This is a genomic window from Curtobacterium sp. MCBD17_026, assembly GCF_003234895.2.
Lineage (GTDB): Bacteria > Actinomycetota > Actinomycetes > Actinomycetales > Microbacteriaceae > Curtobacterium > Curtobacterium flaccumfaciens.
Genome location: NZ_CP126281.1, coordinates 2,879,003 through 2,903,620, shown reverse-complemented (window position 1 = coordinate 2,903,620; position 24,618 = coordinate 2,879,003). Strand labels below are relative to the sequence as shown.

Sequence of the window (24,618 nt, the reverse complement as noted above, 5' to 3'; positions counted from 1 at the left end):
GGTGGAGCCATGCCGACGCTCGAACGTGTTCCCGCCCTGGTCGCCACCGGATTCCTCGCGATCCCCGTCGCCGAAGCCCTGGTCGCGTTGCCGACCGAGGTCGTCATGAAGATCGAGGGCGCCCCGATCGACGCCGACCTGGCCGACACCGCCGCGTTCTCGGAGGCGTACGGCTACCCGCTGGCCGGGGGCGCCAACTGCATCGTCGTCGCGGGGAAGCGCGGCGACGAGGTCCGCTACGCCGCCTGCGTCGTCCTGGCATCGACCAAGCTCGACGTCAACCGGGTCGTGAAGCAGCTGCTCGACGTCCGCAAGGCGAGCTTCGCCCCGATGGACGAAGCGGTCGAGCTGACCGGCATGGAGTACGGCGGCATCACCCCGATCGGGCTGCCGTCGTCGTGGCCGCTCTACATCGACGCGCGCGTCCTCGACGCCCCCGAGGTGGTCATCGGTGCCGGTCGTCGCGCCGCCAAGCTGTTCCTGCCCGGCGTCGCACTCACCGCGCTGCCGAACGTGACCGTGGTCGAGGGCCTGGCGACCGAACCGGTCAGTCCGACGGCCGGATGAGGCAGAACGGGTGCCCCGCGGGGTCGAGGTAGACGCGGAACGTCTCCGTGCCAGACCCCGTCGCCGTCGCACCGATCGCGAGCACCGCGGCCTCGCCGTCGTCCAGGTCGTCGACCTTCACGTCGAGGTGGCTCTGCTGCGGCACCGCCTGCCCGGGCCACTCCGGCGCCCGGTAGTCGTCGACCTGCTGGAACGCCAGGATCGGACGGTGGTCGGTGAACGGGAGGGCGAGCTCCGCCCAGTCCTCGTCGAAGCCGACGATCTCCCCGCCGAGCAGCTCGGCGTAGAAGCGGGCGAGGGCGCGGGTGTCCGGGCAGTCCAGGACGACGACGTCGAGTGTGCCGATCATGGCCGACACGGTAGACCCATCAGCGTGCGGCGGTCAGGGCCTTCGTGATCCGCTGCAGCGAGACGGTCCAGCAGACATGGCTGACGCCCTGAACATCGTGGTCTTCTAAACAGATGAACCTCGCCGTGGGGGGTGGGGGGCTTGCCGCCTGGAGGGCTGCTACAACTGACAATCTGGCGCCATCAGCGTCTATTCGAGCCACACCGATTTCATGCGTGCGGTCATGGCGAGAGAATCGGCATATCACTCACTCCTAGCGTGTATTCATTTCCAAAACCTTCGACGCCGCTCCTCTCACTACCCGTGCGCGCGCCGTTTCACTTGTCCGCGTTGCAAGTCCGAGCAGAAAGCTACTCGCCTTACCGTCTCGCTGGCTAAGGAATTGTGCACCGTGCATGACGCGTAGGGGCACGCGAACACCGTCCGCCTGAGCAAGCTCTTCGATTCTCGTCTGAACAAGCGATCTGATAGATGACGCCTGATTAGAGGTCACCGTCAGGCCGTAGCCAGCCTCGGCGCGGACCTGAGCATTCTCAGCCCGGGACAGCTGAAGTAGCAAGGAATGAACCGCAGTGCTATCCGGGTCAATCCGGCAGAGTGTTAGCAATTTTGTTGCCTCAATTTGGCCGCTCTCCGATTCGCTCGAAAGCTGGAGTGCGGCCGTCAGCGCGTCGGCGGGGTGGTTAATCCCTAGAGCTGTCGTCGCGCGGATGAGTGCAGCGTTTATTGAGGTCTGGGGCCTGAACCCGAACGCAGTCTCATCGCGACTCAACAAGGGCTGCCAAGCAGTCGCCAGCGCTTCACGTACAGAAGTAGGTACCCTATCGGGGTTCAACGACATGCGGTCGAACGCGGCGGCCGTCTGATCGGAGCGCAAGTTCTCGTCGCTCACAGCGTCGGCAATAGCTGACCACAGGTCGGCAAGCGGGTACCGCAACGCGAATGCAACTGCAGCTTCGAGAGTGTCCAAGCCGCCGAACGATCTAACTCCGTTTGCAGCTTGACTCCTCTCTGCCGAGAGATGATCGATAAGGATGCCGACAGCCTCTGTGATCGCTTCGTCGTCCGTGGACTCTTGATCGGCGTTGACTAACGCGACGGCTGCTTCAAGTGAACCTGGCCGGGCTGAGGCCTCCCGCCCTTCATTCGCAAGTATGGACTGCGCTACTACCTCAAAGTACTCATCGGCGGAGTGCTGGTCAGCCCAGCGACTCAGTGAAAGTCGTGTATCTTGATGGACACTTGACCATTGTAATGCCGAGACAACATCCCGCAATTGGTCGACAGTTGGTGAAGCGGGGGCTTCCCGATCACCTAGTCGGCTCAAAACGCGTTGGGCGACCACGGTGTCGGCGCCGCTCCCAGGCAGGAGACGACTGATTGTCTTCCACTGAGCTGCTTCCTCGGACCAGCTAGACGCGACGCGACTCGGCCCACCCCAGCTGCCCGAAAGAGCGAAATCGATGCCCTCTTCCAGCGAAGCCTTGTCGAGGAACTCCGCCGAATACTCCAAGACCTTCAATGACTCGATGCTCACGCGAACTTGTGCGTTCGAGATGATATGGCTTGCTTCGTCGACTAGTGCCTCCGACGGGCCTTCATTTCTAATCCAGGTCAGGGCTGATTGCAGAGCTTTGTCGGATCGGGCGCGGCGGAAAGAACGAATCGCCTCCGTTGCCTCGTGGAGCGGCTGAGGATCTGTGATCATCAGACTTCGGCCTAGAGCCTCGCGGTCGGCCCTGACGTTGGAAATGCTCCCGCGAAGTTCACTTATTAGTAGAGCCGCATAAGCGTGATCGCTCGCGCTCGTTCGTCCAAAAGTTACACTGTTCGACAACGGCGAAACGTGCCGATCGAACTCATCGCGAACCAGGGCTGCGTCTCGGGAAAGTCGCACACTCGAACTTCGGGATTCCACCCACCCGCTCCGGCTGCGGACCAATTCGACCCATCTGTCGCCGCCGAGCTCTTCCAATGTTGCTTCTGCAGCAATTGCTGCAGCCCTGAGAGCTCGCACGACGTCGCGTTGCACCCGCTTGCTGGACCAACTTATCCCAGGAGATGTCGGAAATTCTTCGTATGAAGGGTCGTTGAGGGAAGGGCTACTTTGCTGGGCGAGCCGCGCTGTCTCGATAGCCCGATCTCGATCCCCTAAGTCGTAGTATCGGAGAACAAGTTGTTGTAGGATCGCGCAATAAGCGAGCAACTCACTTGGCGTCTGAGCCTCGCGCGCAAGCCGACGCTCTTGTTCGACTAGGAGGTCGACAGCGTCGTCGAAAAGGTCTTGATCGGATAGCGCGACTGCGGAGTAAATTGCAGCGGTTGCCCTCGCCCCTATTGGCAGCGATAAGTTCAGGGACATCGAACGGAGAGCTTTGGCTGACGCAACCTGCGTGGCGAGCCCAAGCGATAAACGGGCGGCGGCTGTGAGCTTACTTTGCCAAGATTCCTCCTGTTTCGCCTCGCGTTCATCGTTGGCCGTGCTGCGCTCCCGCTCGTCTCTTCGCTCAGTGACTAGCGCGAGCGGTGAGGCCTCGTTCAACGAAGGCTCGCGGAAGTTCGGATGCGATGAGATCGTCCAGGGAGCGAGTGCTGCAATGACCCACTCCACGCCGCTTTTCGTTGAAATCACTTGTAGTACCGCCCCATCCGTCGGTTCGTTAGAGCTGGGTCAATCGTTGAGCTTTCCGTGGTGGAGGTGGCCACGGAGGGGAGCCGCACGGTCAGAAACTCGCGTATATCCCCAGCATGTTGGTCGCTTCGCGGCTGCCGGAATGCGTATCGCTCGAAGGCGAAATGCGATGCTTGATCGACGACAAGAGCATTGATTTGGGGCGCCCTGATCTGCGCGGTTCTCGTAGTTCGATCGATCGCGCACACCAGGAGGGCTCGCGTTGATGGTTTTACGCGGAGAAGTGTCTCGGAGAGATGATTGTCTTCGGCCACCCGATCATGCTGGGCGGCCATATACGCAACAATGAGGGCGTCGATTACCAGGTCTGGAGACTCGTAGTCTGCGGGCCCCGCTTCTCTAATATTTGCGCCCGCGGCGACGAGATCTGCCAGGACGCTCGAGACGGAGTCATGCCACTCAGTGCTGTCGATGGTCAATACACCGATCCAGCCAACGACAAACTCCTCTGATGTCATGACTGGAGGGTGATTCGTACTGCGGATCTTTGCAGTAGACTGTCGATATCTGCATTTGTCTTCTCGGTGCAAATAGCCTTAGGAATTGTCACGATGATTTCGGTCGTATCTGCGCGGAGTGCTGTCTCTTTTGCGCGCGCTTCGAAAGTCTTTGGCAGCTGTCCACATAGGGGAACATTGATTTGCTGCGGTGTATTTATCGTGATCGCCCTAGATCGAGTCTGGTCGGACACAGTCATACCTAGGGCGAAGATGAGCACTGGCACGGCGACGAAGCTCGCAAACATTCCGACTCGAGTCATCGTGATGATCCGCTTAACTAAGCGCTCGTCGTACTCGGGTTCAGGTTCACTGGGCTTTTCATGTACCTCCCACGGGGAGAGGTAGCGCCAGCGACTGGGTGGTCCCGACAGCGGAATTGGTATGGACTGCACCGTGGATGATGCGATGAAAGCGAACGCGGCAGTGAGTAAGACAGATGCTGCGACAACGCCTAGGATCCGCGTGAGCGGTCCGATGATGTCAGAGGTCGTGAGCAGTAGGCCGATCGCCAAACCACCCGCCGCCGTGGCGGTCAGGGATGCAAGGCCCTTGGCTCGGTTACGAAGCAGCTCATTGCCGCCTTCCTCCACGAAGTACCTCGCCTCTTAAACGTTGCTCCTGTGGAGACTCTACGGGACTATTGGACGGCGGTCAGGGCCTTCGTGATCCGCTGCAACGAGACGGTCTCGGCGGTTCCGAGTTCCTGCGCGAACAGGCTCAGCCGGAACTCCTCGAGCATCCACCGAGCGTGCACGAGTTCCGGGTGCGCCCCGACCGCGGGCGGGAAGGTGCCGCCGGCATCGGTGTAGCGGTCCGTCGCCACGGTCACCTCGCGCATCCAGGTCGCGTCGCGTCCGGGGTTCTGCAGCAGCTTCTGGACGCGCGCCTCGATGCCCTGCAGGTACACGCGGATGCGGCGCAGCCGGTCGAGCCCCGCGACGGCGACGAACCCGGGGAACACCAGGCGCTCCACCTGCTGCCGCATGTCGCTGAGGGCGGCGAGCAGCGACATCGAGTTCGCCTGCTTGAGTGCTCGTTCGGCGGAACGCTGGGCGGCCAGGACGGCTGCGACCTCGGAAACCGCGGTGAACATCGTGTCGACGACGGAGGCCGACACGGCATCGCGGACGGACTCGAACTCGGCCTTCGTGAAGACGAGGCCGTCCGGGTGTGCCCGACGGATACCGGCGTCGACCACGGCGGCCAGCACGTCGTCGAACAGCGCGGCGGTCGACGGGTAGGGGCTGGCGGCGAGCGCGAGCTTCTCCTGCGCGGTCAGGTGCGACTGGATGTACGACACGGGCGACGGCACCGCGTGCATCACCAGACGGCGGACCCCGGCGGGCATCCGGACGACGCGGTCGGAAGGGGTGGCGAGCAGCTGCACGCCGACGGTCGCCTTCGGACCCGTGCCTTCTTCGACCAGGGACGGGTACGCGCGGATGACACCGCCGGCCTGCTTGGTGTCGAGGGTCTGCGGCAGGTCCTGGTCGGGCCAGGTGGTGAGTCCGGACTGTTCCAGCGGGCGACCGGCGCCGGCGGATGCGACGCGAGCCGCGCCTCCTGGCCGTCCTGCGCCCTGCACCGTGGCGGAGGCGACACTCTGCCGGGTGCGGTCCTCGAGCTTGGTCTGCAGGGCCGACAGGTCCTTGCCGGTCTCGACCCGGCGACCACGCTCGTCGACCACGGCCCACGTCGGCAGCAGGTGCGCGGGGACACGGGACAGGTCGAAGTCGGACTCGGAGACCGGCACGTAGGTCATGCGCTGGATCGCCTTGGCGAGGGTGGCGCGGAACGACTCCGTCGGCTCGGTCGGGGCGTCGTCGGGCAGCTCGGCGACGATCTTCTCGGCCCAGTCGGCAGCGGGCACGACGTTCTTGCGGATCTGCTTCGGCAGCGACTTGATGAGCGCGGTGACGAGTTCTCTCCGGAGGCCGCGCACCTGCCAGTCGAAGCCCTCTTCGCGCATCCGGGGCAGGAGCGCGAGGGGGACCTGCACGCTGACGCCGTCGTCCTCGGCGCCGGGCTCGAAGCGGTACTTGATGGCGAGACGCTGGTCGCCGCTCCGCCACTGGGTCGGGTACTCCACGTCGTCCTCGGCCGCCTCGGCCGCTGATTCGTCCAGCAGGTCCGAACGGCGCATCGTGAGCAGGTCCGGCTGTTCACGGCGAGTCGTGCGCCACCACCCCTCGAAGTCGCGGGTCGTGGCGACGTCGGCCGGGACGCGGGCGTCGTAGAACTCGTAGACGTTCTCGTCGTCGAGCAGGATGTCCCGGCGGCGGGTGCGTTCCTCGAGCTGCTCGAGTTCCTTGCGGAGCTTCCGGTTGGCGCGGTCGAAGGCCTGCTGCGAGTCCCACTCGCCCTCGACCAGGGCGTGGCGGATGAAGAGCTCACGGGAGTGTTCCGGGTCGATCCGCGAGTACTGCACGCGGCGGCGCTGCACGATCGGGACACCGAACAGGGTCACCCGCTCGTAGGCGACGACCGCGCCCTGCTTCTTCTCCCAGTGCGGCTCGCCGTAGGTGCGCTTGAGCAGGTCCCCGGCGAGCGGCTCCACCCAGGCGGGGTCGATCCGGCCGACGGTCCGGGCGAACAGCCGGCTGGTCTCGACGAGTTCGGCGGCCATCACGGCGTCGGGCTGCTTCTTCGCGAGCACGCTGCCCGGGAAGACCACGAACCGGGTGTTCCGGGAGCCGAGGTAGTCGCGCTTCTCGCGGTCCCGCAGCCCGATCTGACTGAGGAGTCCGGCGAGCAGGGCCCGGTGCACGGCGTCGCCGTCGTCGGAGCGGGACTGCCCGACTCGGACGTCGACCTGCTTCGCGGCACGGGACAGCTGCCGGTACAGGTCCTGCCACTCGCGGATGCGCAGGTAGTTCAGGAACTCGGCCTTGCACAGCCGGCGGAACGCGCTGGACGAGAGTTCCTCCTGCTGGTCCTCGATGTGGTTCCAGAGGTTCAGCAGGGTCAGGAAGTCGCTCGTCGGGTCGGCAAAGCGGGCGTGCAGCTGATCGGCGTGCGCACGCTTCTCGAGTGGGCGTTCGCGGGGGTCCTGGATGCTCAGGGCGCTGACGATCGCGATGACCTCGCGTCCGACGCCCTGCCGTCCGGCCTCGAGCACCATCCGACCGAGCCGGGGGTCGATCGGCAGCCGGGTCAGCTGTCGCCCGGACTTCGTGATGCGGCCGTCCTTGTCGACGGCACGGAGCTCACGGAGCAGGTCGAGGCCGTCCTTCACGCCCCGGCTGTCCGGCGGCTGCAGGAACGGGAACGACTCGATGTCCCCGAAGCCGAGCGAGATCATCTGCAGGATGACCGCGGCGAGGTTCGTGCGGAGGATCTCGGGGTCGGTGTACTCGGGGCGTCGGCCGAAGTCGTCCTCGGAGTAGAGCCGGATCGCGATGCCGGCACTGGTGCGGCCCGCTCGACCGGAACGCTGGCTGGCGCTGGCCTGCGAGATCGCCTCGATCGGCAGGCGCTGCACCTTGGCCCGCGGGGAGTACCGCGAGATGCGTGCCGTGCCCGTGTCGATCACGTACTTGATGCCGGGCACGGTCAGCGAGGTCTCGGCGACGTTCGTGGCGAGGACGACACGACGGCGGGTGCCCGGGGTGTGCCGGCGCTCGAAGACCCGGTGCTGGTCGGCAGCGGACAGGCGGCCGTACAGCGGCAGGACCTCGGTGCCCGGGTAGCGCTTGCCCTCGATCGCGTCCTGCGCGTCGCGGATCTCGTTCTCGCCGGACAGGAACACGAGCACGTCGCCCGGGTCCTCCTGCGCCAGCTCGTCGAGGGCGTCGGTGATGCCCTGCAGGGTGTCGCGGTCGTCGGCGGCGTTGCCGCTGTCACCGGTGCGGGAGTCCGACTCGTCGTCGGCGTCGTCGTCCTGGTCTTCGGCGACGAGGGGGCGGTACCGGATCTCGACCGGGTAGGTGCGGCCGGACACCTCGATGATGGGGGCGTCGTCGAAGTGCTTCGAGAACGACTCCGGGTCGATCGTCGCACTCGTGATGATGAGCTTCAGGTCGGGGCGACGGGGGAGCAACCGCTTCAGGTAGCCCAGCAGGAAGTCGATCGTCAGGGACCGCTCGTGCGCCTCGTCGATGATGATCGTGTCGTACCGCTTCAGGTCGCGGTCGAAGTGGATCTCGTTCAGCAGGATGCCGTCGGTCATCAGCTTCACGCGGGTCTCGGAGCCGACCTTGTCGGTGAACCGGACCTGGTAGCCGACGAGTCCACCGAGCTCCCCGCCGCCCAGTTCTTCCGCCACCCGCTCGGCGATGGTCCGCGCCGCGATCCGGCGGGGCTGGGTGTGCCCGATGTGCTCACGACCGAGCTCGAGGCAGATCTTCGGCAGCTGTGTCGTCTTGCCCGAGCCGGTGGCCCCGGCGACGATGACCACCTGGTTGTCACGGATGGCAGCCGCGATGTCGTCCCGCCGCTGCGAGACCGGCAGTTCGGGCGGGTACGTGATGACGGGCAGCGGAGAAGACATGAGCATTCCAGGATACAGGCGCGCCGGGCGGGAGGGGCGTCAGGCGATCTGCTGGGCCAGGGCGTCCGCCGACCGGGAGGGCAGTTCGCACACCCGGTCGTGGCAGACGTACGCGGCAGGGTCGAGCACGTCGCGTCCCTCGAACAACGAGAACCCCGCCTCGGCCCAGTCGCGTGCCTGCTCCGGCGTGGTGGTGGCGACGACCGTGCCGGGGCGACGAGCACGGTGTGCCACGGCCCGCATCGGGTCGTCGGTGCCGCTCGTGACGACGACGATCTCGCGCGACGGCCGTTGCAGGGCGAGGGCGACACCGAGGGCATCCGCATGACCGAGGGGTCGCTCGGTCCCGGTGCGGGCGCGCTCGGCGACGAGTCGTGCCGCGGCGACCCGCAGCGCCTCGTCGCCCGTCAGTGCCCCGAGCGTCGCGGCGGCCGACGCCAGCGCCACGGTGCCGGACCGCATCGCGGTCTGCGGCTGTTCGCCCGTGGCGGTCCCCGCGGAGGCCAGCACCGGGTCGACGTCGAAGCGCTCGGCCAGGCCGTCGTCGACCAGCGAGCGTGCGACGGTCGCGTAGGAGACCTCGCCCGTCACCAGGGCCAGTTCGAGCAGCCCTTCGGCGAGCAGCCCGACGTCCTCGACGGTGGCCGGGGCGGAGGACGCCCCGCGCGGTGTGCTGGACCGCACTGTCACGTGGCCGTCCTGCACGTGGGCGGCGAGGACCGCGTCCGCCGCACTCCGCGCGAGCGCGACGAGTTCTGGATCGCCGTACCGCGCGCCGGCGATCGCGAGCCCCCGGATCGCCAGCCCGTTCCAGCCCGTGAGCACCTGGTCGTCCAGCGGTGGCGGGTCGAGCTGGGCGCGCTCGGCGACCGGTCGGCGGTACCACTCGCCCTCGACCCGACGGCCGTCGATGGTCGACTCGCTGTCCTGCGCGGCGACGAACGCCCCGTCGGCACGGCGCAGGGTGTCCCGGAGGAAGTCGGCGATGCCGCGGGCCTGCTCGGCACCCGCGACCGCGAGCAGCCCTGCGTTGTCGTAGAGCATCCGTTCGTAGTGCGGCACGCTCCAGTCGCGCCTGGTCGCGTACCGGAAGACGCCGCCGTCGGCGTCGGTCAGCTCGGACGCGCGGATCGCGTGCAACGACCGGTCGAGCAGCCCGTCGGCCTCGGCGTCGCCGTCGGCCGCCGCGTCGGCGAGGAACTCGAGCAACGGCGTGCTCGGGAACTTCGGCGCGCCGCCGAAACCGCCGTAGGTGGTGTCCTCTGCCCGGGACAGCTGGTCCGTGACGGCCCGGATGGCGTCGACGGACGGGAGGCCCGGGTCGGCTCCGGCACCGCCGTCGCCCGAGCGGGTCGCTGCGTCCGCCACGGCGCCCTGCCGGATCGCCGTCGCGATGGCCGAGGCGTTCGCGTCGACCTCGTGCCGACGCTCGGTCCAGGCGTCGAGCACCGCGGCCAGGATCTGCCGGAACGCCGGGACCTGCCCGACGGGAGTGGGCGGGAAGTACGTCCCCGCGAAGAAGACGTGGCCGTCGGGCGTCAGGAACGTCGTCAGCGGCCAGCCGAGCTGTTGCGTGAAGGCACTCGCCGAGGCCATCAGGCTCGCGTCGACGTCCGGGCGTTCTTCGCGGTCGACCTTCACCGACACGAAGTCCCGCCGGAGCAGCTCGCCGATCTCCGGGTCGGCGAAGCTCTCGCGCGCCATGACGTGGCACCAGTGGCACGTGGCGTACCCGACGGACACCAGCACCGGGACCCCGCGCTCGCGCGCTTCGGCGAACGCCTCGGGACCCCACTCGCGCCAGTCGACGGGGTTGTCGGCGTGCAGACGCAGGTACGGGCTGACCGAAGTGCCGAGGCGGTTGTCGTTCATGGCTCCAGCGTGCCCGCCCGCGACTGGGCGGACCACCGCCCGGGGACATCTGTGGACGGGACGGCCGCTCTGCACAGGCCGTGCGGGGAGATCAGCGCTCGAGCCACCCCGTGATCGACGCGAGCCGTGCGGCCACCTGGGCGGGGCTCTGGCCGTCGGTGTCCACCCGGGCGACCGTGCCGGCGGTGGCCGAGTCGAGCCTCCCGGCCGTCCGCGTGCTGTGCGCGAGCTGCGCCTGCGGGACGGCACCACCCGCTCGTCGAGCAAGCCGGTCGGCGGTCGTGTCGTCGGATGCGCGGAGCAGGACGACGCTGACCAGCGGATCGTCGCCCATCGCTGCAGCGAGGCGCTCGTGTTCGAGCACGGACACGGTGTTCGTGTAGACGAGTCGGTGGTGACCGATCGCCCGGTAGCCGGCCCAGATCGTGGCCAGGTTCCGCTGGGCCAGGTGCGCCTCGGGGTGTTCGACGTGCGGCGCCGGGTGGGCGAGGTCGAGCAGGTCGCCCTCGATCACCGCGTGCCGGACGTCCGCAGCGACGAGCATGTCGTGCAGTGCCTCGGCCGCCGTGGACTTGCCCACACCGGAACGTCCGCCGACGAACAGGACCTCGGACCGGAGCACCGTGTCAGCCCAGGTTGAGGGACAGGAGTGCGAGTGCGGCGTCCTCGGGGCCGTAGTCGAACATGTGGTCCCAGAACGGGTCGTCGGCCCAGGGGACGTCGCCGTCGGCAGGCGTGGCGTGGGCGGTCTCGACCAGCCATGCCAGTTCCGGGGCGACGGCGGCCTGGAACTCCGGCGGTTCCCACCCCAGGGCACGTGCTGCCGTGGTGTCGAGGACGAACGGCGACGGCGACGACCAGGGCGTGCCGCCCACGAAGGCGGGCGCGTCCTCGTCGAGCAGGACCTCGTCGAACCGGTGGTCCAGGTGTCCGGCGATCGTGCGGACGATCTCGAGCACGGTCGGGGCGGAGGCGTCCGCGACGTTGAGGATCCGGCGGTCCGGTGCGTCCGCCACGAGTCGGACGAGCGAACCGATTCCGCTCGCCGCCGTCGTGTGGTCGATGCCGCGGCCGTGGTCGGCGAGCAGGATGCGTTCCCGGCCGTCGAGCGCGCGGCGGACGACGTACCACTCCCGCGGGCGGCCGATGCCGACGCCGTACACCTTCGACGGGCGGAGCACGGTGACCGGGGCGCCGTGGTCGAGCAGGACCTGTTCGGCCGCCACCTTCGCGGCGCCGTACCCGTCACGACTCGTCGGGTCGCCGTCCCCGGCGGTGACCGTGGGCTGGATCTCGGTGACCGCGCCGCCGAACACCGGCTTGTCGAGCGAGTTCGCGTGCCGGCCCTGCTCGTCGGCGTAGACGGCCTTGGACGAGACGAAGACCGTCGAGCCGACGTCGTCGAGGAACGGCAGGAGCTGCTGGGCGTCGTCGCGCGTCACACCGACGGTGTCGACGAGCAGGTCGGCTCCGGGGCGGAGCAGGTCACGCAGGACGGAACGGTCGCGCCGGTCGCCGGGGACGAATGTGGCCCCGGAGGCCGTCAGGCTGTCGGCGACCGGGCCACCGCGTCGGGCGACGAGGTCGACCTGCCAGTCGTCGCCGCCACGGCCCGAGGCGTCGAGGAGCGCACGTGCGACGGCCGAGCCGATCCCGCCGGTGCCGCCGAGGATGACCGCGCGTCTGGTGCTCATGGTGCAACGGTAGTGCGGTGTCGGCCGTTCGCCGTCGGTCCTCGGCTGTCCGTCCTCGGCCGTCGGCCAGGCGCGGCCGCCGTTCCGCGATCGGTTCCGTCAGGAGGCGAGTTGCTCGTGCCGCCACCAGTCGGCCAGCGAACCGTCGTAGACCTTCACCCGGTCGTGCCCGAGCACCGTCAGGGCGAGGGCGTCGACGCACGCGGCGCTGCCCACCCCGCAGTACGTGACGATCTCGTCGGCACCGATCACGTCGGCGAAGGCCCGCTCGAGTTCGGCACCGCGCAGGTACGCGTTCGTCTCGGGGTCCACCAGGGTGTCCGCCGTGATCGGGGTGCTGCCCGGCACGATCGGCGGGTGGTCGTCACCGAGGGCGGCCCAGGGCGCGGCGAACACCAGTGACGCAGGCTCTTCGCCGGAGACGGCACGGGTGACGCGGTCGTGGTCGGCCCAGAGCGCACGTTCTTCGCCGGCCAGGAACGCATCGGCGTCGGGGTCGGACGGCGCCGCGGGCGTGCGCAGTGCGCCCACGCGCACCGGGCGGCCCTCGTCGCGCCACTTCGTGAAGCCACCGTCGAGGACCGCGACCGAGTCGAAGCCGAACGAACGGAAGATCCACCACAGGCGCGCCGACCACTCGCCGACGCTGTCGTCGTAGACCACGACGGTCGACCTGTTCGTCACGCCGAGCTGTGCCGCGGACACCTCGAAGCGCTCGGCACCGGGGCGGGTGAACGGGACGTCGGCGTCGGCGGCGGAGAAGTCGTCGATCAGGTCGGCGAAGCGGGCGCCGGGCACGTGGCCGCGCTGCTCGTGGGCGTCCCGCCCTGGGCGCCAGGTGGTGCCGAACCCGGCCCCGACCGTGTGCACCGAGGCGTCGAGCACAACGAGCTCGTCAGCACCGAGGTGGTCTGCGAGCCACTGCGTCGACACGAGTGGTGAGGTCAGGACGGGGGCCATGCCGCACACCATAATCCGCACCCCTGACGTGGGCCAGAGTCGTGGACACACGGCGCAACCGGGGGTGAGGGTGGGGTGCATGCGTGGGCATTGATCGACGATGCACCAGTCGTTCGACGAGTGGTCTGTCGGAACATGCGCGGGCATCGAGTGCGTGCGCATCCATCGACGATGCACGCGTTGTTCGACAGGTGGATCGTCGTGAAACGGGTGCAGCCGCCCCACCGCCAGCCGCCCCACCGCCAGCCGACCGCCCCAGCCGCCCCACCGCCCCGCACGCACGACGGCCCGCCCCGGCAGAACCGGAACGGGCCGAAGGAGCGGAGCGAACCGCCGGCGTCAGTGCGCCGCGGCGGGGATGCTCCCGGTCGTGGCGGACCCGGCACGTGCGAGCCGCTCGACCCGCACCGACTGCCGGTTGATGAGCAGGCCGCCGGCGAGGGCGACGAGCACGAGCACCCCGGCGGAGATGCCGAACGCCGCGTGGTAGCCGTCGAGCGTCGCCTGGGCCTGCTGCAGCTTGGTCGGGGCGGCGGACAGCCCGGACAGGCTGTTCGACACCACGTCGGCGAAGATCGTCGACAGCAGCGCCGTGCCGATCGAGCCACCGATCTGCTGCATGGTGTTGACCGTCGCCGAGGCCACACCGGCGTCGGCCCGTGCGACCCCGGTCGTCGCGGTGTTCATCGCGGACGAGAAGATCGTGCCCATGCCGAGGCCGATCACGATCAGCGCCGGCAGGACGGTGCCCGCGTAGGAGCTGTCCAGGTCGGTGCGGAGCAGCAGGAGGAGCCCGGTCGCGGCGACCAGGCCACCGGCGAAGATGAGCACCTTCGGCCCGACGCGCGGCAGCAGGCGGCCACCGATCTGCGTCGCCGAGATCATGATCGACAGCGGCATCGGCAGGAACGCGAGCCCGGTCTGCAGCGAGCTGAACCCGAGGGTCTGCTCCAGGTAGTAGGTCAGGAACAGGAAGATGCCGAACATGCCGATCGCGACCAGGCCGATCGCGATGAACGAGCCGCCGCGGTCACGGTCGAGCACGACGCGCAGGGGCAGCAGCGGGTGGGCGACGCGGGTCTCGATGAACACGAACGCGGCGATCAGCACGACGCCGCCGGCGAGCATGGCGATCGTGACGGGGGAGTCCCAGCCGTTCGTCTCGGCGTTCGAGAAGCCGTAGACGACGCCGACCAGCCCGAGCGTGATGGTGATGACCCCGAGGACGTCGATGCGCGGACGCTCGACCTTCGGCGGGCGCTCCATGAAGACCAGGGCGCCGATCACGCCGAGCACGGCGAAGACGACGTTGACGTAGAGGCACCAGCGCCACGAGGCGTACTCGGTCAGCACGCCGCCGAGCAGCAGGCCGATGGCCGCACCTGAGCCGGCGATGGACCCGAAGATGCCGAACGCGCGACCGCGCTCCTTGGGGTCGCGGAACGTGGTGGTCAGCATGCCGAGTGCGGACGGGGCGAGCAGTGCGCCGAAGACACCCTGCAGCGCGCGGGCCGCGACGAGCAGGCCGAACGAGTCGGCCAGGCCACCGAGCACCGAGGCGACGGCGAAGCCGACGAGCCCGATGATGAAGGTGTTCTTGCGGCCGAACAGGTCGCCGAGACGACCACCGAGCAGCAGCAGCGAGCCGAACGCCAGCGAGTACGCGGTGACGATCCACTGTCGCTGGTCGGTGCCGAAGTCCAGGTCGGCCTGGGCGGAGGGCAGGGCGATGTTCACGATGGTCGCGTCGAGCACGACCATCAGCTGTGCGAGGGCGATGACCGCCAGGGCGATCCAGCGGTGGTTGCTCTTGGCGGGGGTGGTGCCCGGAGTCGTGGGTGCTGTCCCGGTGGGGGTCGGCACGGTGTGTTCTGCCGTCACGACAGCCTCCTTCGAGAAGGTTGGAGGGTGGGGTGGAGGTGCGCGCCGTCGGCCACTCCGGAGATGTGGTGGTGACGAAACCGGATGCGGGGCATCCGTTTGTGGTCAGTGTAGACCGAAACGGAAGGAGTGCATCCACTTGTTCCCAGAAAGTGCAACTACGGTCGGATCGTGAGCACCACCGACTCTGCGTCCGACCTCGAGCGACCGCTGCGCGCCGACGCAGCGCGCAACCGCGAGCTGATCCTGCAGACGGCGCGCAAGTGCTTCGCGGAGCGCGGGCTCTCCGTCACGTTGAACGACATCGCGCACGAGGCCGGCGTCGGGGTCGGCACCGTCTACCGACGCTTCGCCGACAAGGACTCCCTGATCGAGGCGCTGCTCGCCACCAAGTTCGAGGCCATGAACGACGCCGCAGCGCGTGCCGCGGACGTGTCCGACCCGCGTGAGGCGCTCCGGGTGTACCTGATGGGCGTCTTCGCGTTCCGTGCACGCGACCGTGCCCTCGCCGACGCCATCGTCCGTGCCGGCAAGGCCCGTCCGTCCATCGTGCAGGAGCGCGACCGGCTCGAACGTCAGGTCGCCGCGATCATCGGCCGTGCCGAGACCGCCGGCGTCGTCCGCCCCGGCTTCGACTCCCGGGACCTGCCGATGCTCACCGCGATGGTCGGTGCGGTCGCCGACGCCACCCGCGAGCACGACCCGGACGCCTGGCGCCGCTACGCGGAACTCCTGATCCAGGGCGTCCTGCCGGGCACGGGCGACACCGCGCCGATGCTCGGCGACCCGCTGGACCGCGAGTCGATCGAGCGCGCGCTGCACGCGCAGTCCTGACCAGGGACCCACCGGAGGCCCGTGGCGGCGCCGCCACGGGCCTCCAGTCCGGCGGTGGTCGCCACCAGAGCGGCCAGCGCGACGGGCGCGGCCGGACCGGCCGGACCCGCGGGACCGGCTACAGCCAGCTGGGGATCCAGTAGTGCGACCGGACGAAGTCCCACGGCACCTGCATCGCCGTCCACATCGGGTACCAGTAGACCGAGGCCAGCACGACGACGCCCAGGTACACGCCGACCCACAGGATCGCCCGTGACCGGCGTGACCGTTCGTCGCTCCGCCTGCCGAGCACCAACCCGATCGCGGCGGCCAGCGCCATCACCATGTAGGGCTCGAAGGCGATCGTGTAGAACTGGAACACCGTCCGGTCGACGTACATCAGCCAGGGCAGGTACCCCGCCGCGACGCCGAGCAGGACGAAGCCGTACTCCCACTTCCGGCGCAGGACCCAGAGCACGAGCAGCGCCACCGTGGCGATGACCGAGGCGTACCAGATGAACGGGTTCGCGATGCCGGTGATCGCCTCGCCGCAGCGGTTCGCCCAGCAGCCGTCCTGCCCGGCGTCCGTGCCGACGTAGAACATCGACGTCGGGCGCTGCATCACGAGCCAGAGCAGCGGGTTCGCCTGGTACGAGTGCGGGGTGTGCAGTCCGATGTTGAAGGCGTAGATCTCCGACTGGTAGTGCCACCAGTTCTGCAGGCTGTCCGGCACCCAGGCGAGCATCCCGGTCCAGCGTTCGCCGCCCGAGGACAGCCAGTTGCGGTCCCAGCCGTCCTTCGACACGAACCAGCCCGTCCACGACGCCACGTAGGTCACCGCGGCGATCGGCACGGTCAGCAGGAACGACACCGGTGCCTGCTGCAGCAGCGCGCTCGACGACCAGAACTCGACCCCGGCGCGGCGGCGCATCATCATGTCGCTCAGCACGGAGTACACGGCGAAGAACGCCAGGAAGTACACTCCCGACCACTTCGTCGCCGCTGCCAGCCCCAGGGCCAGGCCCATCGCGAACAACCACGGCCGCCACCAGAGCACCGGCCCCCACAGGGTGCTCCGGCCGGCGGCGGCGCGGGCGGCGACCCACTCGTCGAGCCGCCGCTGACCCTGCCGACGGTCGAGCAGCAGCGCCCCGAACCCGAGGATGACGAAGAAGGTCAGGATGCCGTCGAGGAGCGTCACCCGCGACATCACGATCGCCTGCCCGTCGATCGCGAGCAGGAAGCCGGCGAGCGTGCCGATCATCGTCGAACGGAACAGCGACCGGGCGATCACCGCGGTGAGGAACACCGTCGCGATGCCGAGCACGGCCACCGTGAAGCGCCAGCCGAACGAGTTGTCGGCCCCGAACAGCAGCATCCCGAGGCCGATGAGGTACTTGCCGAGCGGCGGGTGCGCGATGAACTCCGCGGCGCTCGTGAAGATGTCCGTCTCGCCGCGAACGAACCGGTCGTCGGTCGTCGGGGCGGTGTCACCGCTCGGGTTCGCGGGCCAGGTGCCCTCGTACCCGAGGTGCACGATCGACCAGCCGTCCTTGACGTAGTAGGTCTCGTCGAACACGAGCGAGTGGGGGGTGCCGAGGTTCACCAGCCGCAGCACGGCGGCGAGGAGCGTCACCGCGAGCGGACCCGTCCACCGCCACACGGCGACCCGCTGCGACGTGGAGAGCACCCGCCCCCACCAGTCGTCCAGGCGCGAGCCGACCGGCCGGTCGGGCACGGCCGTGCGGTCGTCGGTCAGCTCGCTGGTCATCGCTGAGCATCCTACGGATCGACCGCATGTCCCCGCTGCGACGGCGGTGCTCGCGCCGCGCGGCCGCGCCGGAGTCGCCGTGCGGGGACAATGGGTGCGTGATCGTCCTCGCAGCAACGCCCATCGGCAACCTCGGGGACGCCTCGCGCCGTCTCGTCGAGACCCTCTCCAACGCCACGGTCGTCGCGGCGGAGGACACCAGGACCGCCATCCACCTGATGCGCGCCCTGGGCATCGAGAACCGTCCGCGGCTCATCGCCCTGCACGAGCACAACGAGCGGGCGAAGGCGTCCGAGGTCGTCGAACTCGCCCGCGACGAGGACGTCGTCGTCCTCACCGACGCCGGCATGCCCGCGATCAGCGACCCCGGTTTCCCGCTCGTCGAGGCCGCCGCGGCCGCCGGGGTCACCGTCACCGCCCTGCCCGGGCCGTCGGCCGTGCTCATGGCGCTCGCCGTGTCCGGGCTGCCCACCGACCGCTTCACGTTCGAGGGGTTCCCGACCCGCAAGGCCGGGGAGCGCCGCCGGGCGTTCCAGGCGCTGGCGGGGGAGCAGCGGACGATGGTGTTCTTCGAGTCGCCGCACCGGCTGGCCGAGACCCTGGCGGACATGGCCTCCGGGTTCGGGGGTGACCGCCGCGCCGCGGTCTGCCGCGAGCTCACGAAGCTGTACGAAGAGGTCCGTCGCGGGCCGCTGGACGAACTCGTCGCGTGGGCGTCCGAGGGTGTGCGTGGCGAGATCTGCATCGTCGTCGCCGGCGCGGCAGAGGCCACGGAAGAAGCCACGCTCGACGACGGGGTGCGCCTGGTGCTCGAGCGGGTGGCCGCCGGCATGCGCATGAAGGAGGCCGCCGCGGCGGTCGCGGACGCGACCGGGCTGTCGAAGCGGGACCTCTACGAAGGGGCGCTCGCGGCGCGCTGAGCGGGCACGTCACGTTCGCGTCCGCCGGTCTGGAGGCGCGGGGCGGGCCCGTCACGGGCCTCCAGGACCCGGTTCTCCACAGTCCACCGCCGCACGCGTCATCGGGGTTCCGTGCGCCCGTAGGATGGTCCGCATGTCCGCCGGGTCCTCGTTCAGCATCACCACGCCGATCTTCTACGTGAACGACGTGCCCCACATCGGGCACGCCTACACCGAGGTCGCCGCGGACTTCCTCGCGCGCTGGCACCGGCAGCGCGGTGACGACACCTGGCTGCTCACCGGCACGGACGAGCACGGGCAGAAGATCCTGCGCACCGCCTCGGCGAACGACGTCTCACCCAAGGAATGGGCCGACCGCCTGGTCAACGACGCCTGGAAGCCACTGCTCGACACGGTCGACGTCGCGAACGACGACTTCATCCGCACCACCGACGAACGGCACGAGCGTGGCGTGACGGCGTTCCTGCAGAAGCTCTACGACGACGGCTTCATCTACGCCGGTGAGTTCGAGGGCTTCTACTGCGTGGGCTGCGAGGAGTACAAGCAGCCGAGCGACCTGGTCGCCGGGACCGGTGCCTACGAGGGCCAGCAGGTCTGCGCGATCCACTCGATCCCGGTCGAGGTACTGGCCGAGCGCAACTACTTCTTCCGGATGTCCGACTTCGAGCAGCGCCTGCTCGACCTGTACGAGTCGAACCCGCTGTTCATCCAGCCCGAGAGCGTCCGCAACGAGATCATCTCGTTCGTCAAGCAGGGGCTCCGCGACCTGTCGATCTCGCGCTCCAGCTTCGACTGGGGCATCAAGATCCCGTGGGACAGCGACCACGTCCTGTACGTGTGGTTCGACGCCCTGCTCAACTACGTCACGGCGCTCGGCTACGGCACCGACGACGACGAGGCCTTCCGGCGCCTCTGGCCGAGCGTGCACATCGTCGGCAAGGACATCGCCCGCTTCCACGCCGTCATCTGGCCGGCGATGCTCATGGCCGCCGGGCTGCCCGTGCCGGAGCGCGTCTTCGGCCACGGCTGGCTGCTCGTCGGCGGCGAGAAGATGTCCAAGTCGAAGCTGACCGGCATCGCGCCGTCGGAGATCACCGACACGTTCGGGTCCGACGCCTTCCGCTACTACTTCCTGCGCGCCATCACCTTCGGGCAGGACGGCAACTTCAGCTGGGAAGACATCTCGGCGCGCTACCAGGCCGAGCTCGCGAACGGCTACGGCAACCTGGCGTCACGCCTGGTCGCCATGCTGCAGAAGTACTGCGACGGCGAGGTCCCCGCGCGCGGTGCGCTGACCGAGTCCGACCAGGCGATCGATGCCCTGGCCGTCTCGGTCACCGAGCGTGCCGACGCCGCCATCGCCGCCTTCGCCCCGCACGAGGCCATCGCGAGCGTGTGGGAGCTCGTCGACGCCCTGAACGGGTACATCACCGAGCAGGCGCCGTGGGCCCTGGCGAAGGACGACGCCAACCGCGAGCGCCTCGGTACCGTCCTGACCACCGCGCTCCGTGGCCTCGGCACCGTCACCGTCCTGCTGTCCCCGGTCATGCCGAAGGCGACCGAGAAGCTCTGGGCCTCGATCGGCGCCGGCGGGTCCGTCGCCGAGCAGCGGGTCGACCGTGCGTTCGAGTGGCAGGGTGCGTCGCACGTGGTGCCGCTCGAGAGCGGGCTCTTCCCGCGGATCGAGCAGGTCTCCGCGTGACCGACGCCGAGTCGCACGTCCGGTCCCGCGGTGACGGGGCGTCCGGTGGGTCGAAGCGCGACCTGACGTACCCGCCGCTGCCGCAGGCGCTCGTCGTGCCGGTGTACGACAACCACACCCACATGGAGATCGCCGACGGTGTCGGCGACGGGGGTGACGGTCCGCTCGAGTACCGCGAGCACCTCGACCGTGCCTCGAGCGTCGGCGTGCGTGGAGTCGTGCAGGTCGGCACGGACCTCGCCACCTCGGAGTGGTCCGCGTCGATCGCCGCTCGGGAGCCCCGGGTCCTGGCAGCCGTCGCGTTGCACCCGAACGAAGCGCCCGTGCTGCAGGAACAGGGGCTGCTCGACGAGCACCTCGCCGGCATCGAACGGCTCGCGGGGCTGCCGCGGGTCCGGGCAATCGGTGAGACCGGCCTCGACTTCTTCCGCACCGGCGAGGACGGCCGCGACGCCCAGGTCCGATCGTTCGAGGAGCACATCCGCATCGCGAAGGAGCACGACCTCGCGCTGACGATCCACGACCGCGACGCACACGACGCCGTGGTCGAGGTCCTCGACCGCGTGGGTGCCCCGGAGCGGACCGTCTTCCACTGCTTCTCCGGCGGCCCGGACCTCGCCCGGCTCTGCGCCGAGCGCGGCTGGTACATGTCCTTCGCCGGCACCGTGACGTTCAAGAACGCCGCACTGCTGCGTGAAGCCCTGGTCGTCGCCCCGCGGCACCTGATCATGATCGAGACGGACGCGCCGTTCCTGACGCCCACCCCGTTCCGCGGTCGCCCGAACGCGCCGTACCTCATCCCGCTCACCCTGCGGTCGATGGCGGAGACGCTCGGCACGGACGCCTCGATGCTCGCGGCCCAGATCGCCTCGAACACCGAGCTCGTCTACGGCGCGTGGGACGCCGAGCCCGTGACGGTGGACGAGTAGTCGTGGGCGCACTGCTCGGCCCGGCGGAGATCCGGGAGCTCGCGGCCGAACTCGACGTCACCCCGACGAAGAAGCTCGGCCAGAACTTCGTGCACGACGCCAACACCGTGCGGCGGATCGTGTCGGTCGCCGGTGTGACCCCGTCGGCTCAGGTGCTCGAGATCGGTCCGGGGCTCGGGTCGTTGACGCTCGGCCTCACCGAGACCGGCGCCCCCGTCACCGCCGTCGAGATCGACAAGCGCCTGGCCGCCAAGCTCCCGTCGACGGTGTCGTCGATGCAGCCGGAAGCGTCGCTGACGGTCGTGCAGCAGGACGCCATGACCGTCGCCGCCACGGACCTCGACATCGAGCCGACGCACCTCGTCGCGAACCTGCCCTACAACATCTCCGTGCCCGTGCTGCTGCACCTGCTCGCGACCTTCCCGTCGATCGAGCGGTCGCTCGTGATGGTGCAGGCCGAGGTCGGGTACCGGCTCGCCGCCGGCCCCGGCAGCAAGGTCTACGGGTCGCCGAGCGTCAAGGCCGCCTGGTACGGGTCGTGGAGCACCGCCGGGTTGGTCAGCCGCCAGGTCTTCTGGCCGGTGCCGAACGTCGACAGTGTCCTGGTGGCATTCGACCGGCACGAGCCCCCGGGCGACGAGGCCCTGCGGTCGCAGGTGTTCGTCCTGGTCGACGCGGCGTTCCAGCAGCGCCGCAAGATGCTGCGGCAGAGCCTGTCCGGGGTGCTCGGCGGCAGTGCGCACGCGTCCGAGGTCCTGGCAGCGGCGGGCATCGACCCGACCGCTCGGGGCGAGGCGATCGGTGTCGACGACTTCGTGCGGCTCGGGCGGACGGTCCTCGCTGCTGCCGAGTGACATCTGGCCAACGGACAGGCAGCGAAATACGGAATGTTCGGTTGCGTCCGCTCGGCGCTCCTACGGTTGACTCCATCGACCAAGGAGGCACCGTGCGACCAGCCGAATCACCCCGCCCGCTCCACCGTGTCCCGACCGAGGCGCAGGCCGCAGAGGGACGTCCTCGAGCGCTTCGGCGAGCTGACCTCGACCATCAGCGAGCAACGAGCATCTCCACTGCGGCGGAACGTCGAGCCCTCTTCGCCGGCACCCCGCGACCGGAGGGCACGTTCGAAGAACGTCGCGAGCGCCGGCGGCGAGCGTCCGAGTTGATCGATCCGGACTTCTGGGTCGAGCCGACCGCGGCGTTCCACAGTCGACTCTGACCGTGTTCGATCGACTCGAGCCGCATCAGTTCGACGAGCACCGGGTCCTCGAGTTCAACGACTGCGCCGCCCGGCCGGACGTCGTCCTCGTCGACTCCAGTTTCGTCCGGAGCGCCCTGCGCCGATGCGAGCGTCAGGATGCCGAGGTGGTCACGTTCCTCGATCACCTCGACCTGGTCGGCACGGAGATCCTGTACAGCGCCTACACGGAGTTCGAGGTGCTGCAGGCTGCTCACGGGATGGGTGCGGAAGCCGCTGGTCGCCACGTCGCTGCGTGGAGGGAATTGCTGCGGTCGACTCAAATGCACTGGGTCGGGATCGATGCTGTCAGCGACGAGGTCCCGCACCTCATGGAGCAGTTCGGACTGACCGTCTCGGGTGCCGTGCACGTCGCAACAGCGGCGAACTGGGAGGTCGACGGCTTCGTGACGGTCGATCCGGCATTCGGGGTGGTCGACAAGGAGCGCCTGCCGAGGTTCCGTGGTCCCTGCGAGCCGGGGTGCCTCGCACCGAACACGGAACCTCGCACCGTGCGAACGCCGGCCGTCGCCTGTCTCAGTGCTCGCGGGACGCCATCATCTCGAGGATCTGCTGGTGGTTGCCGTTCCGCTCGGCGAAGCGCAGCGGGTGCACGTTCTGCACCAGGATCTCCGGGGCAGCGCCGGACTCGATGAGCGCCATGACCTCGTCGGCGAAGGCGTCGAGCGGCATCCCGCCGAAGTCGGCACCGCCCATCAGGTCGGTCGACACCGCCGGGGGAGCGAGCTCGAGCACCTCGACGGACGAACCGACGAGCTGCTGACGGAGGGCCTGGGTGTACGAGTGCACCCCGGCCTTCGTGGCGTTGTAGGTCGGCGTCGCGGTCAGCGGGACGAACGCGAGGCCTGAGGTGACGGTCATCAGCGTCGCGGCGGGCTGCTCGAGCAGGTGCGGCAGGAACGCGTCGATGAGCCGGATCGTGCCGACCAGGTTCGTCTGGATGGTCTCGATCGCGTCGTCCATGTGGTCGGAGGAGCGCAGGTCCTCGTTCCGCATGATCCCGGACATGGTGATCAGGGTGTTCAGCGAGGGGTACGCCTCGAGCACGGTGGAAGCGGCCGACGCGATCGAGTCAGCATCGCTGACGTCGATCTGCACGGTGCCGAAGCCGTGCTCGGCGGCGAGGGAGTCGAGGAGCGCCTGGCGGCGCCCGCCGATGACGACGGTGCTGCCGGCGGCCTGCAGACGCTGGGCGAGGGCGAGACCGATGCCCGAGGTCGCGCCGGGGATGAAGACGGTGGAGTTCGTGATGTCCATGACCACCACGATGCTCCGTGGACAGGGTCGCAACCAGAGCGCGGTCATCGGGGGATCGGCGATCCCTGGCACCCGGGCAGGAAGCGGACGATGATCTACCCATGGACCGTGCCGCGCTCGCCGACTTCCTCCGCCGTCGCCGCGAGCTGCTGCGCCCCGAGGACGTCGGCCTCGGGCAGGGGCCACGACGCCGGACCCCGGGGCTCCGCCGTGAAGAGGTCGCTGCCCTCGCCGGCATGTCCGTCGACTACTACACGCGACTCGAGCAGCAGCGCGGACCGCAGCCGTCCGAGCAGATGATCGCCGCGATCGCCCGGGCTCTGCGCTGCAGCCTCGACGAGCGCGACCACCTGTTCCACCTGGCTGGGCAGAACGCCCCGACCCGCATGCACCGCGCCGACCACGTCGACCCGGCGATCCTGCGGGTGCTCGACCGGCTCGAGGACACCCCGGCGATCGTCGTCAGCCACCTGGGCGAGACCCTGGTCGAGAACCGGCTCGCGGCGGCGCTCCTCAGCAGCTCGGTCGACCTGCCGGGCAACCGGCGGTACCAGGCGTGGCGGTGGTTCGTGACGGGTGAGGAGCTCGCGAAGTACGCACCCGAGCAGCACGAGCGGCTGGGGCGGGTGGTGGTCGCGTCGCTCCGGGCGACCGTCGGGCTCGCGGGCCCGGGAGACCGCCGGGCGACCGAACTCATCGCCGAGTTGCAGGCGCGCAGCCCCGAGTTCTGCGACCTCTGGGCCAAGCACGAGGTGGCCACACGCTGGTCGGACAACAAGACGATCGTGCAGCCGGAGCTCGGGCGCATCACCGTCGACTGCCAGGTGTTGCACACCGACGACCAGGCGCAGGCACTGCTGCTGTTCACCGCGCCTCCAGGATCGGAGGACGCGCAGAAGCTCGAGCTCCTCGGCGTCGTCGGACAGCAGACCTTCGCCGGCTGACGACCTCGCACCGAGCGAAC

Annotated in this window: 20 protein-coding genes; 7 read left to right on the top strand and 13 right to left on the bottom strand. The window is 69.0% G+C overall.

Features of this window, described 5'->3' with window-relative positions; all coding sequences use genetic code 11:
• The first annotated feature begins 9 nt into the window (after positions 1 to 9).
• Positions 10 to 567, top strand: coding sequence for a YbaK/EbsC family protein (locus DEI85_RS13725; protein ID WP_111122896.1), 558 nt, complete (start codon positions 10 to 12; stop codon positions 565 to 567).
• Here DEI85_RS13725 and DEI85_RS13720 read toward each other — a convergent pair.
• The 10 genes from DEI85_RS13720 to DEI85_RS13675 form a co-directional block, all read right to left on the bottom strand.
• Entirely contained in the window at positions 548 to 916 is a 369-nt protein-coding gene (locus DEI85_RS13720; protein WP_110860834.1) for a VOC family protein, read from the bottom strand. The two genes, DEI85_RS13725 and DEI85_RS13720, sit on opposite strands and share 20 nt — an antisense overlap.
• Before the next feature lie 253 nt (positions 917 to 1,169).
• Positions 1,170 to 2,624, bottom strand: coding sequence for a Rossmann-fold NAD(P)-binding domain-containing protein (locus DEI85_RS13715; RefSeq protein ID WP_146248957.1), 1,455 nt, complete (start codon positions 2,622 to 2,624; stop codon positions 1,170 to 1,172).
• Between the two features lie 920 nt (positions 2,625 to 3,544).
• A complete protein-coding gene (locus tag DEI85_RS13710) occupies positions 3,545 to 4,066 on the bottom strand; it encodes a hypothetical protein (RefSeq protein ID WP_146248958.1) in 522 nt (173 codons plus the stop codon).
• Positions 4,063 to 4,698 carry a hypothetical protein gene (locus DEI85_RS13705; RefSeq protein ID WP_146248959.1) on the bottom strand — a complete coding sequence of 212 codons (636 nt, stop codon included), beginning with the start codon at positions 4,696 to 4,698 and terminating at the stop codon, positions 4,063 to 4,065. Before DEI85_RS13705 ends, DEI85_RS13710 begins: the two co-directional genes overlap by 4 nt.
• A gap of 47 nt (positions 4,699 to 4,745) precedes the next feature.
• A complete protein-coding gene (gene hrpA / locus DEI85_RS13700) occupies positions 4,746 to 8,597 on the bottom strand; it encodes an ATP-dependent RNA helicase HrpA (RefSeq protein WP_111122897.1) in 3,852 nt (1,283 codons plus the stop codon).
• Between the two features lie 39 nt (positions 8,598 to 8,636).
• On the bottom strand, positions 8,637 to 10,469 hold the full coding sequence (locus tag DEI85_RS13695) for a thioredoxin domain-containing protein (protein ID WP_111122898.1): 1,833 nt from the start codon (positions 10,467 to 10,469) through the stop codon (positions 8,637 to 8,639).
• 91 nt (positions 10,470 to 10,560) lie between these two features.
• Complete coding sequence (locus DEI85_RS13690) at positions 10,561 to 11,091, bottom strand: AAA family ATPase (RefSeq protein WP_111122899.1); 531 nt, start codon at positions 11,089 to 11,091, stop codon at positions 10,561 to 10,563.
• A gap of 4 nt (positions 11,092 to 11,095) precedes the next feature.
• On the bottom strand, positions 11,096 to 12,163 hold the full coding sequence (locus DEI85_RS13685) for an NAD-dependent epimerase/dehydratase family protein (RefSeq protein WP_111122900.1): 1,068 nt from the start codon (positions 12,161 to 12,163) through the stop codon (positions 11,096 to 11,098).
• A gap of 99 nt (positions 12,164 to 12,262) precedes the next feature.
• Positions 12,263 to 13,123: a sulfurtransferase gene (locus tag DEI85_RS13680; RefSeq protein WP_181435510.1), complete on the bottom strand. Its 861-nt coding sequence runs from the start codon at positions 13,121 to 13,123 to the stop codon at positions 12,263 to 12,265.
• Positions 13,124 to 13,462: 339 nt separating this feature from the next.
• Positions 13,463 to 15,004, bottom strand: coding sequence for an MFS transporter (locus DEI85_RS13675; protein ID WP_111122902.1), 1,542 nt, complete (start codon positions 15,002 to 15,004; stop codon positions 13,463 to 13,465).
• Positions 15,005 to 15,175: 171 nt separating this feature from the next.
• On the opposite strand from DEI85_RS13675, the gene DEI85_RS13670 reads away from it, so the two are divergent.
• A complete protein-coding gene (locus tag DEI85_RS13670; protein WP_181420151.1) occupies positions 15,176 to 15,838 on the top strand; it encodes a TetR/AcrR family transcriptional regulator in 663 nt (220 codons plus the stop codon).
• 118 nt (positions 15,839 to 15,956) lie between these two features.
• Here DEI85_RS13670 and DEI85_RS13665 read toward each other — a convergent pair whose 3' ends face one another.
• The gene (locus DEI85_RS13665) at positions 15,957 to 17,588 is read right to left on the bottom strand and encodes a dolichyl-phosphate-mannose--protein mannosyltransferase (RefSeq protein WP_111122903.1); all 1,632 of its coding nucleotides are present in this window, start codon (positions 17,586 to 17,588) and stop codon (positions 15,957 to 15,959) included.
• A 98-nt stretch (positions 17,589 to 17,686) separates the two neighbouring features.
• On the opposite strand from DEI85_RS13665, the gene rsmI reads away from it, so the two are divergent.
• The 4 genes from rsmI (at position 17,687) to rsmA (ending at position 21,993) form a co-directional block, all read left to right on the top strand.
• A complete protein-coding gene (gene rsmI / locus DEI85_RS13660) occupies positions 17,687 to 18,508 on the top strand; it encodes a 16S rRNA (cytidine(1402)-2'-O)-methyltransferase (protein ID WP_111091126.1) in 822 nt (273 codons plus the stop codon).
• Positions 18,509 to 18,641: 133 nt separating this feature from the next.
• A complete protein-coding gene (metG, locus tag DEI85_RS13655; RefSeq protein WP_110862404.1) occupies positions 18,642 to 20,210 on the top strand; it encodes a methionine--tRNA ligase in 1,569 nt (522 codons plus the stop codon).
• On the top strand, positions 20,207 to 21,139 hold the full coding sequence (locus tag DEI85_RS13650) for a TatD family hydrolase (protein ID WP_111122904.1): 933 nt from the start codon (positions 20,207 to 20,209) through the stop codon (positions 21,137 to 21,139). The genes metG and DEI85_RS13650 overlap by 4 nt, the downstream gene beginning before the upstream one ends.
• A gap of 2 nt (positions 21,140 to 21,141) precedes the next feature.
• Positions 21,142 to 21,993: a 16S rRNA (adenine(1518)-N(6)/adenine(1519)-N(6))-dimethyltransferase RsmA gene (gene rsmA, locus DEI85_RS13645; RefSeq protein ID WP_111122905.1), complete on the top strand. Its 852-nt coding sequence runs from the start codon at positions 21,142 to 21,144 to the stop codon at positions 21,991 to 21,993.
• A 193-nt stretch (positions 21,994 to 22,186) separates the two neighbouring features.
• On the opposite strand, the gene DEI85_RS13640 is transcribed toward rsmA, so the two are convergent.
• Both DEI85_RS13640 and DEI85_RS13635 read right to left on the bottom strand, forming a co-directional pair.
• The gene (locus DEI85_RS13640) at positions 22,187 to 22,747 is read right to left on the bottom strand and encodes a hypothetical protein (protein WP_146248960.1); all 561 of its coding nucleotides are present in this window, start codon (positions 22,745 to 22,747) and stop codon (positions 22,187 to 22,189) included.
• Positions 22,748 to 22,913: 166 nt separating this feature from the next.
• Entirely contained in the window at positions 22,914 to 23,654 is a 741-nt protein-coding gene (locus tag DEI85_RS13635; protein WP_110862454.1) for an SDR family oxidoreductase, read from the bottom strand.
• Positions 23,655 to 23,755: 101 nt separating this feature from the next.
• On the opposite strand from DEI85_RS13635, the gene DEI85_RS13630 reads away from it, so the two are divergent.
• Entirely contained in the window at positions 23,756 to 24,598 is an 843-nt protein-coding gene (locus DEI85_RS13630; protein WP_110862408.1) for a helix-turn-helix transcriptional regulator, read from the top strand.
• Positions 24,599 to 24,618 lie beyond the last annotated feature (20 nt).

Bases quoted from the DNA above. Each gene is read 5' to 3' on its own strand.
- DEI85_RS13635 (WP_110862454.1), bottom strand. From the start codon at position 23,654: ATGGACATCACGAACTCCACCGTCTTCATCCCCGGCGCGACCTCGGGC.
- DEI85_RS13720 (WP_110860834.1), bottom strand. From the start codon at position 916: ATGATCGGCACACTCGACGTCGTCGTCCTGGACTGCCCGGACACCCGC.
- DEI85_RS13715 (WP_146248957.1), bottom strand. From the start codon at position 2,624: ATGATCACAGATCCTCAGCCGCTCCACGAGGCAACGGAGGCGATTCGT.
- DEI85_RS13695 (WP_111122898.1), bottom strand. From the start codon at position 10,469: ATGAACGACAACCGCCTCGGCACTTCGGTCAGCCCGTACCTGCGTCTG.
- DEI85_RS13665 (WP_111122903.1), bottom strand. From the start codon at position 17,588: ATGACCAGCGAGCTGACCGACGACCGCACGGCCGTGCCCGACCGGCCG.
- DEI85_RS13680 (WP_181435510.1), bottom strand. From the start codon at position 13,123: ATGGCCCCCGTCCTGACCTCACCACTCGTGTCGACGCAGTGGCTCGCA.
- DEI85_RS13725 (WP_111122896.1), top strand. From the start codon at position 10: ATGCCGACGCTCGAACGTGTTCCCGCCCTGGTCGCCACCGGATTCCTC.
- DEI85_RS13630 (WP_110862408.1), top strand. From the start codon at position 23,756: ATGGACCGTGCCGCGCTCGCCGACTTCCTCCGCCGTCGCCGCGAGCTG.
- DEI85_RS13685 (WP_111122900.1), bottom strand. From the start codon at position 12,163: ATGAGCACCAGACGCGCGGTCATCCTCGGCGGCACCGGCGGGATCGGC.
- DEI85_RS13710 (WP_146248958.1), bottom strand. From the start codon at position 4,066: ATGACATCAGAGGAGTTTGTCGTTGGCTGGATCGGTGTATTGACCATC.
- hrpA (WP_111122897.1), bottom strand. From the start codon at position 8,597: ATGTCTTCTCCGCTGCCCGTCATCACGTACCCGCCCGAACTGCCGGTC.
- metG (WP_110862404.1), top strand. From the start codon at position 18,642: ATGTCCGCCGGGTCCTCGTTCAGCATCACCACGCCGATCTTCTACGTG.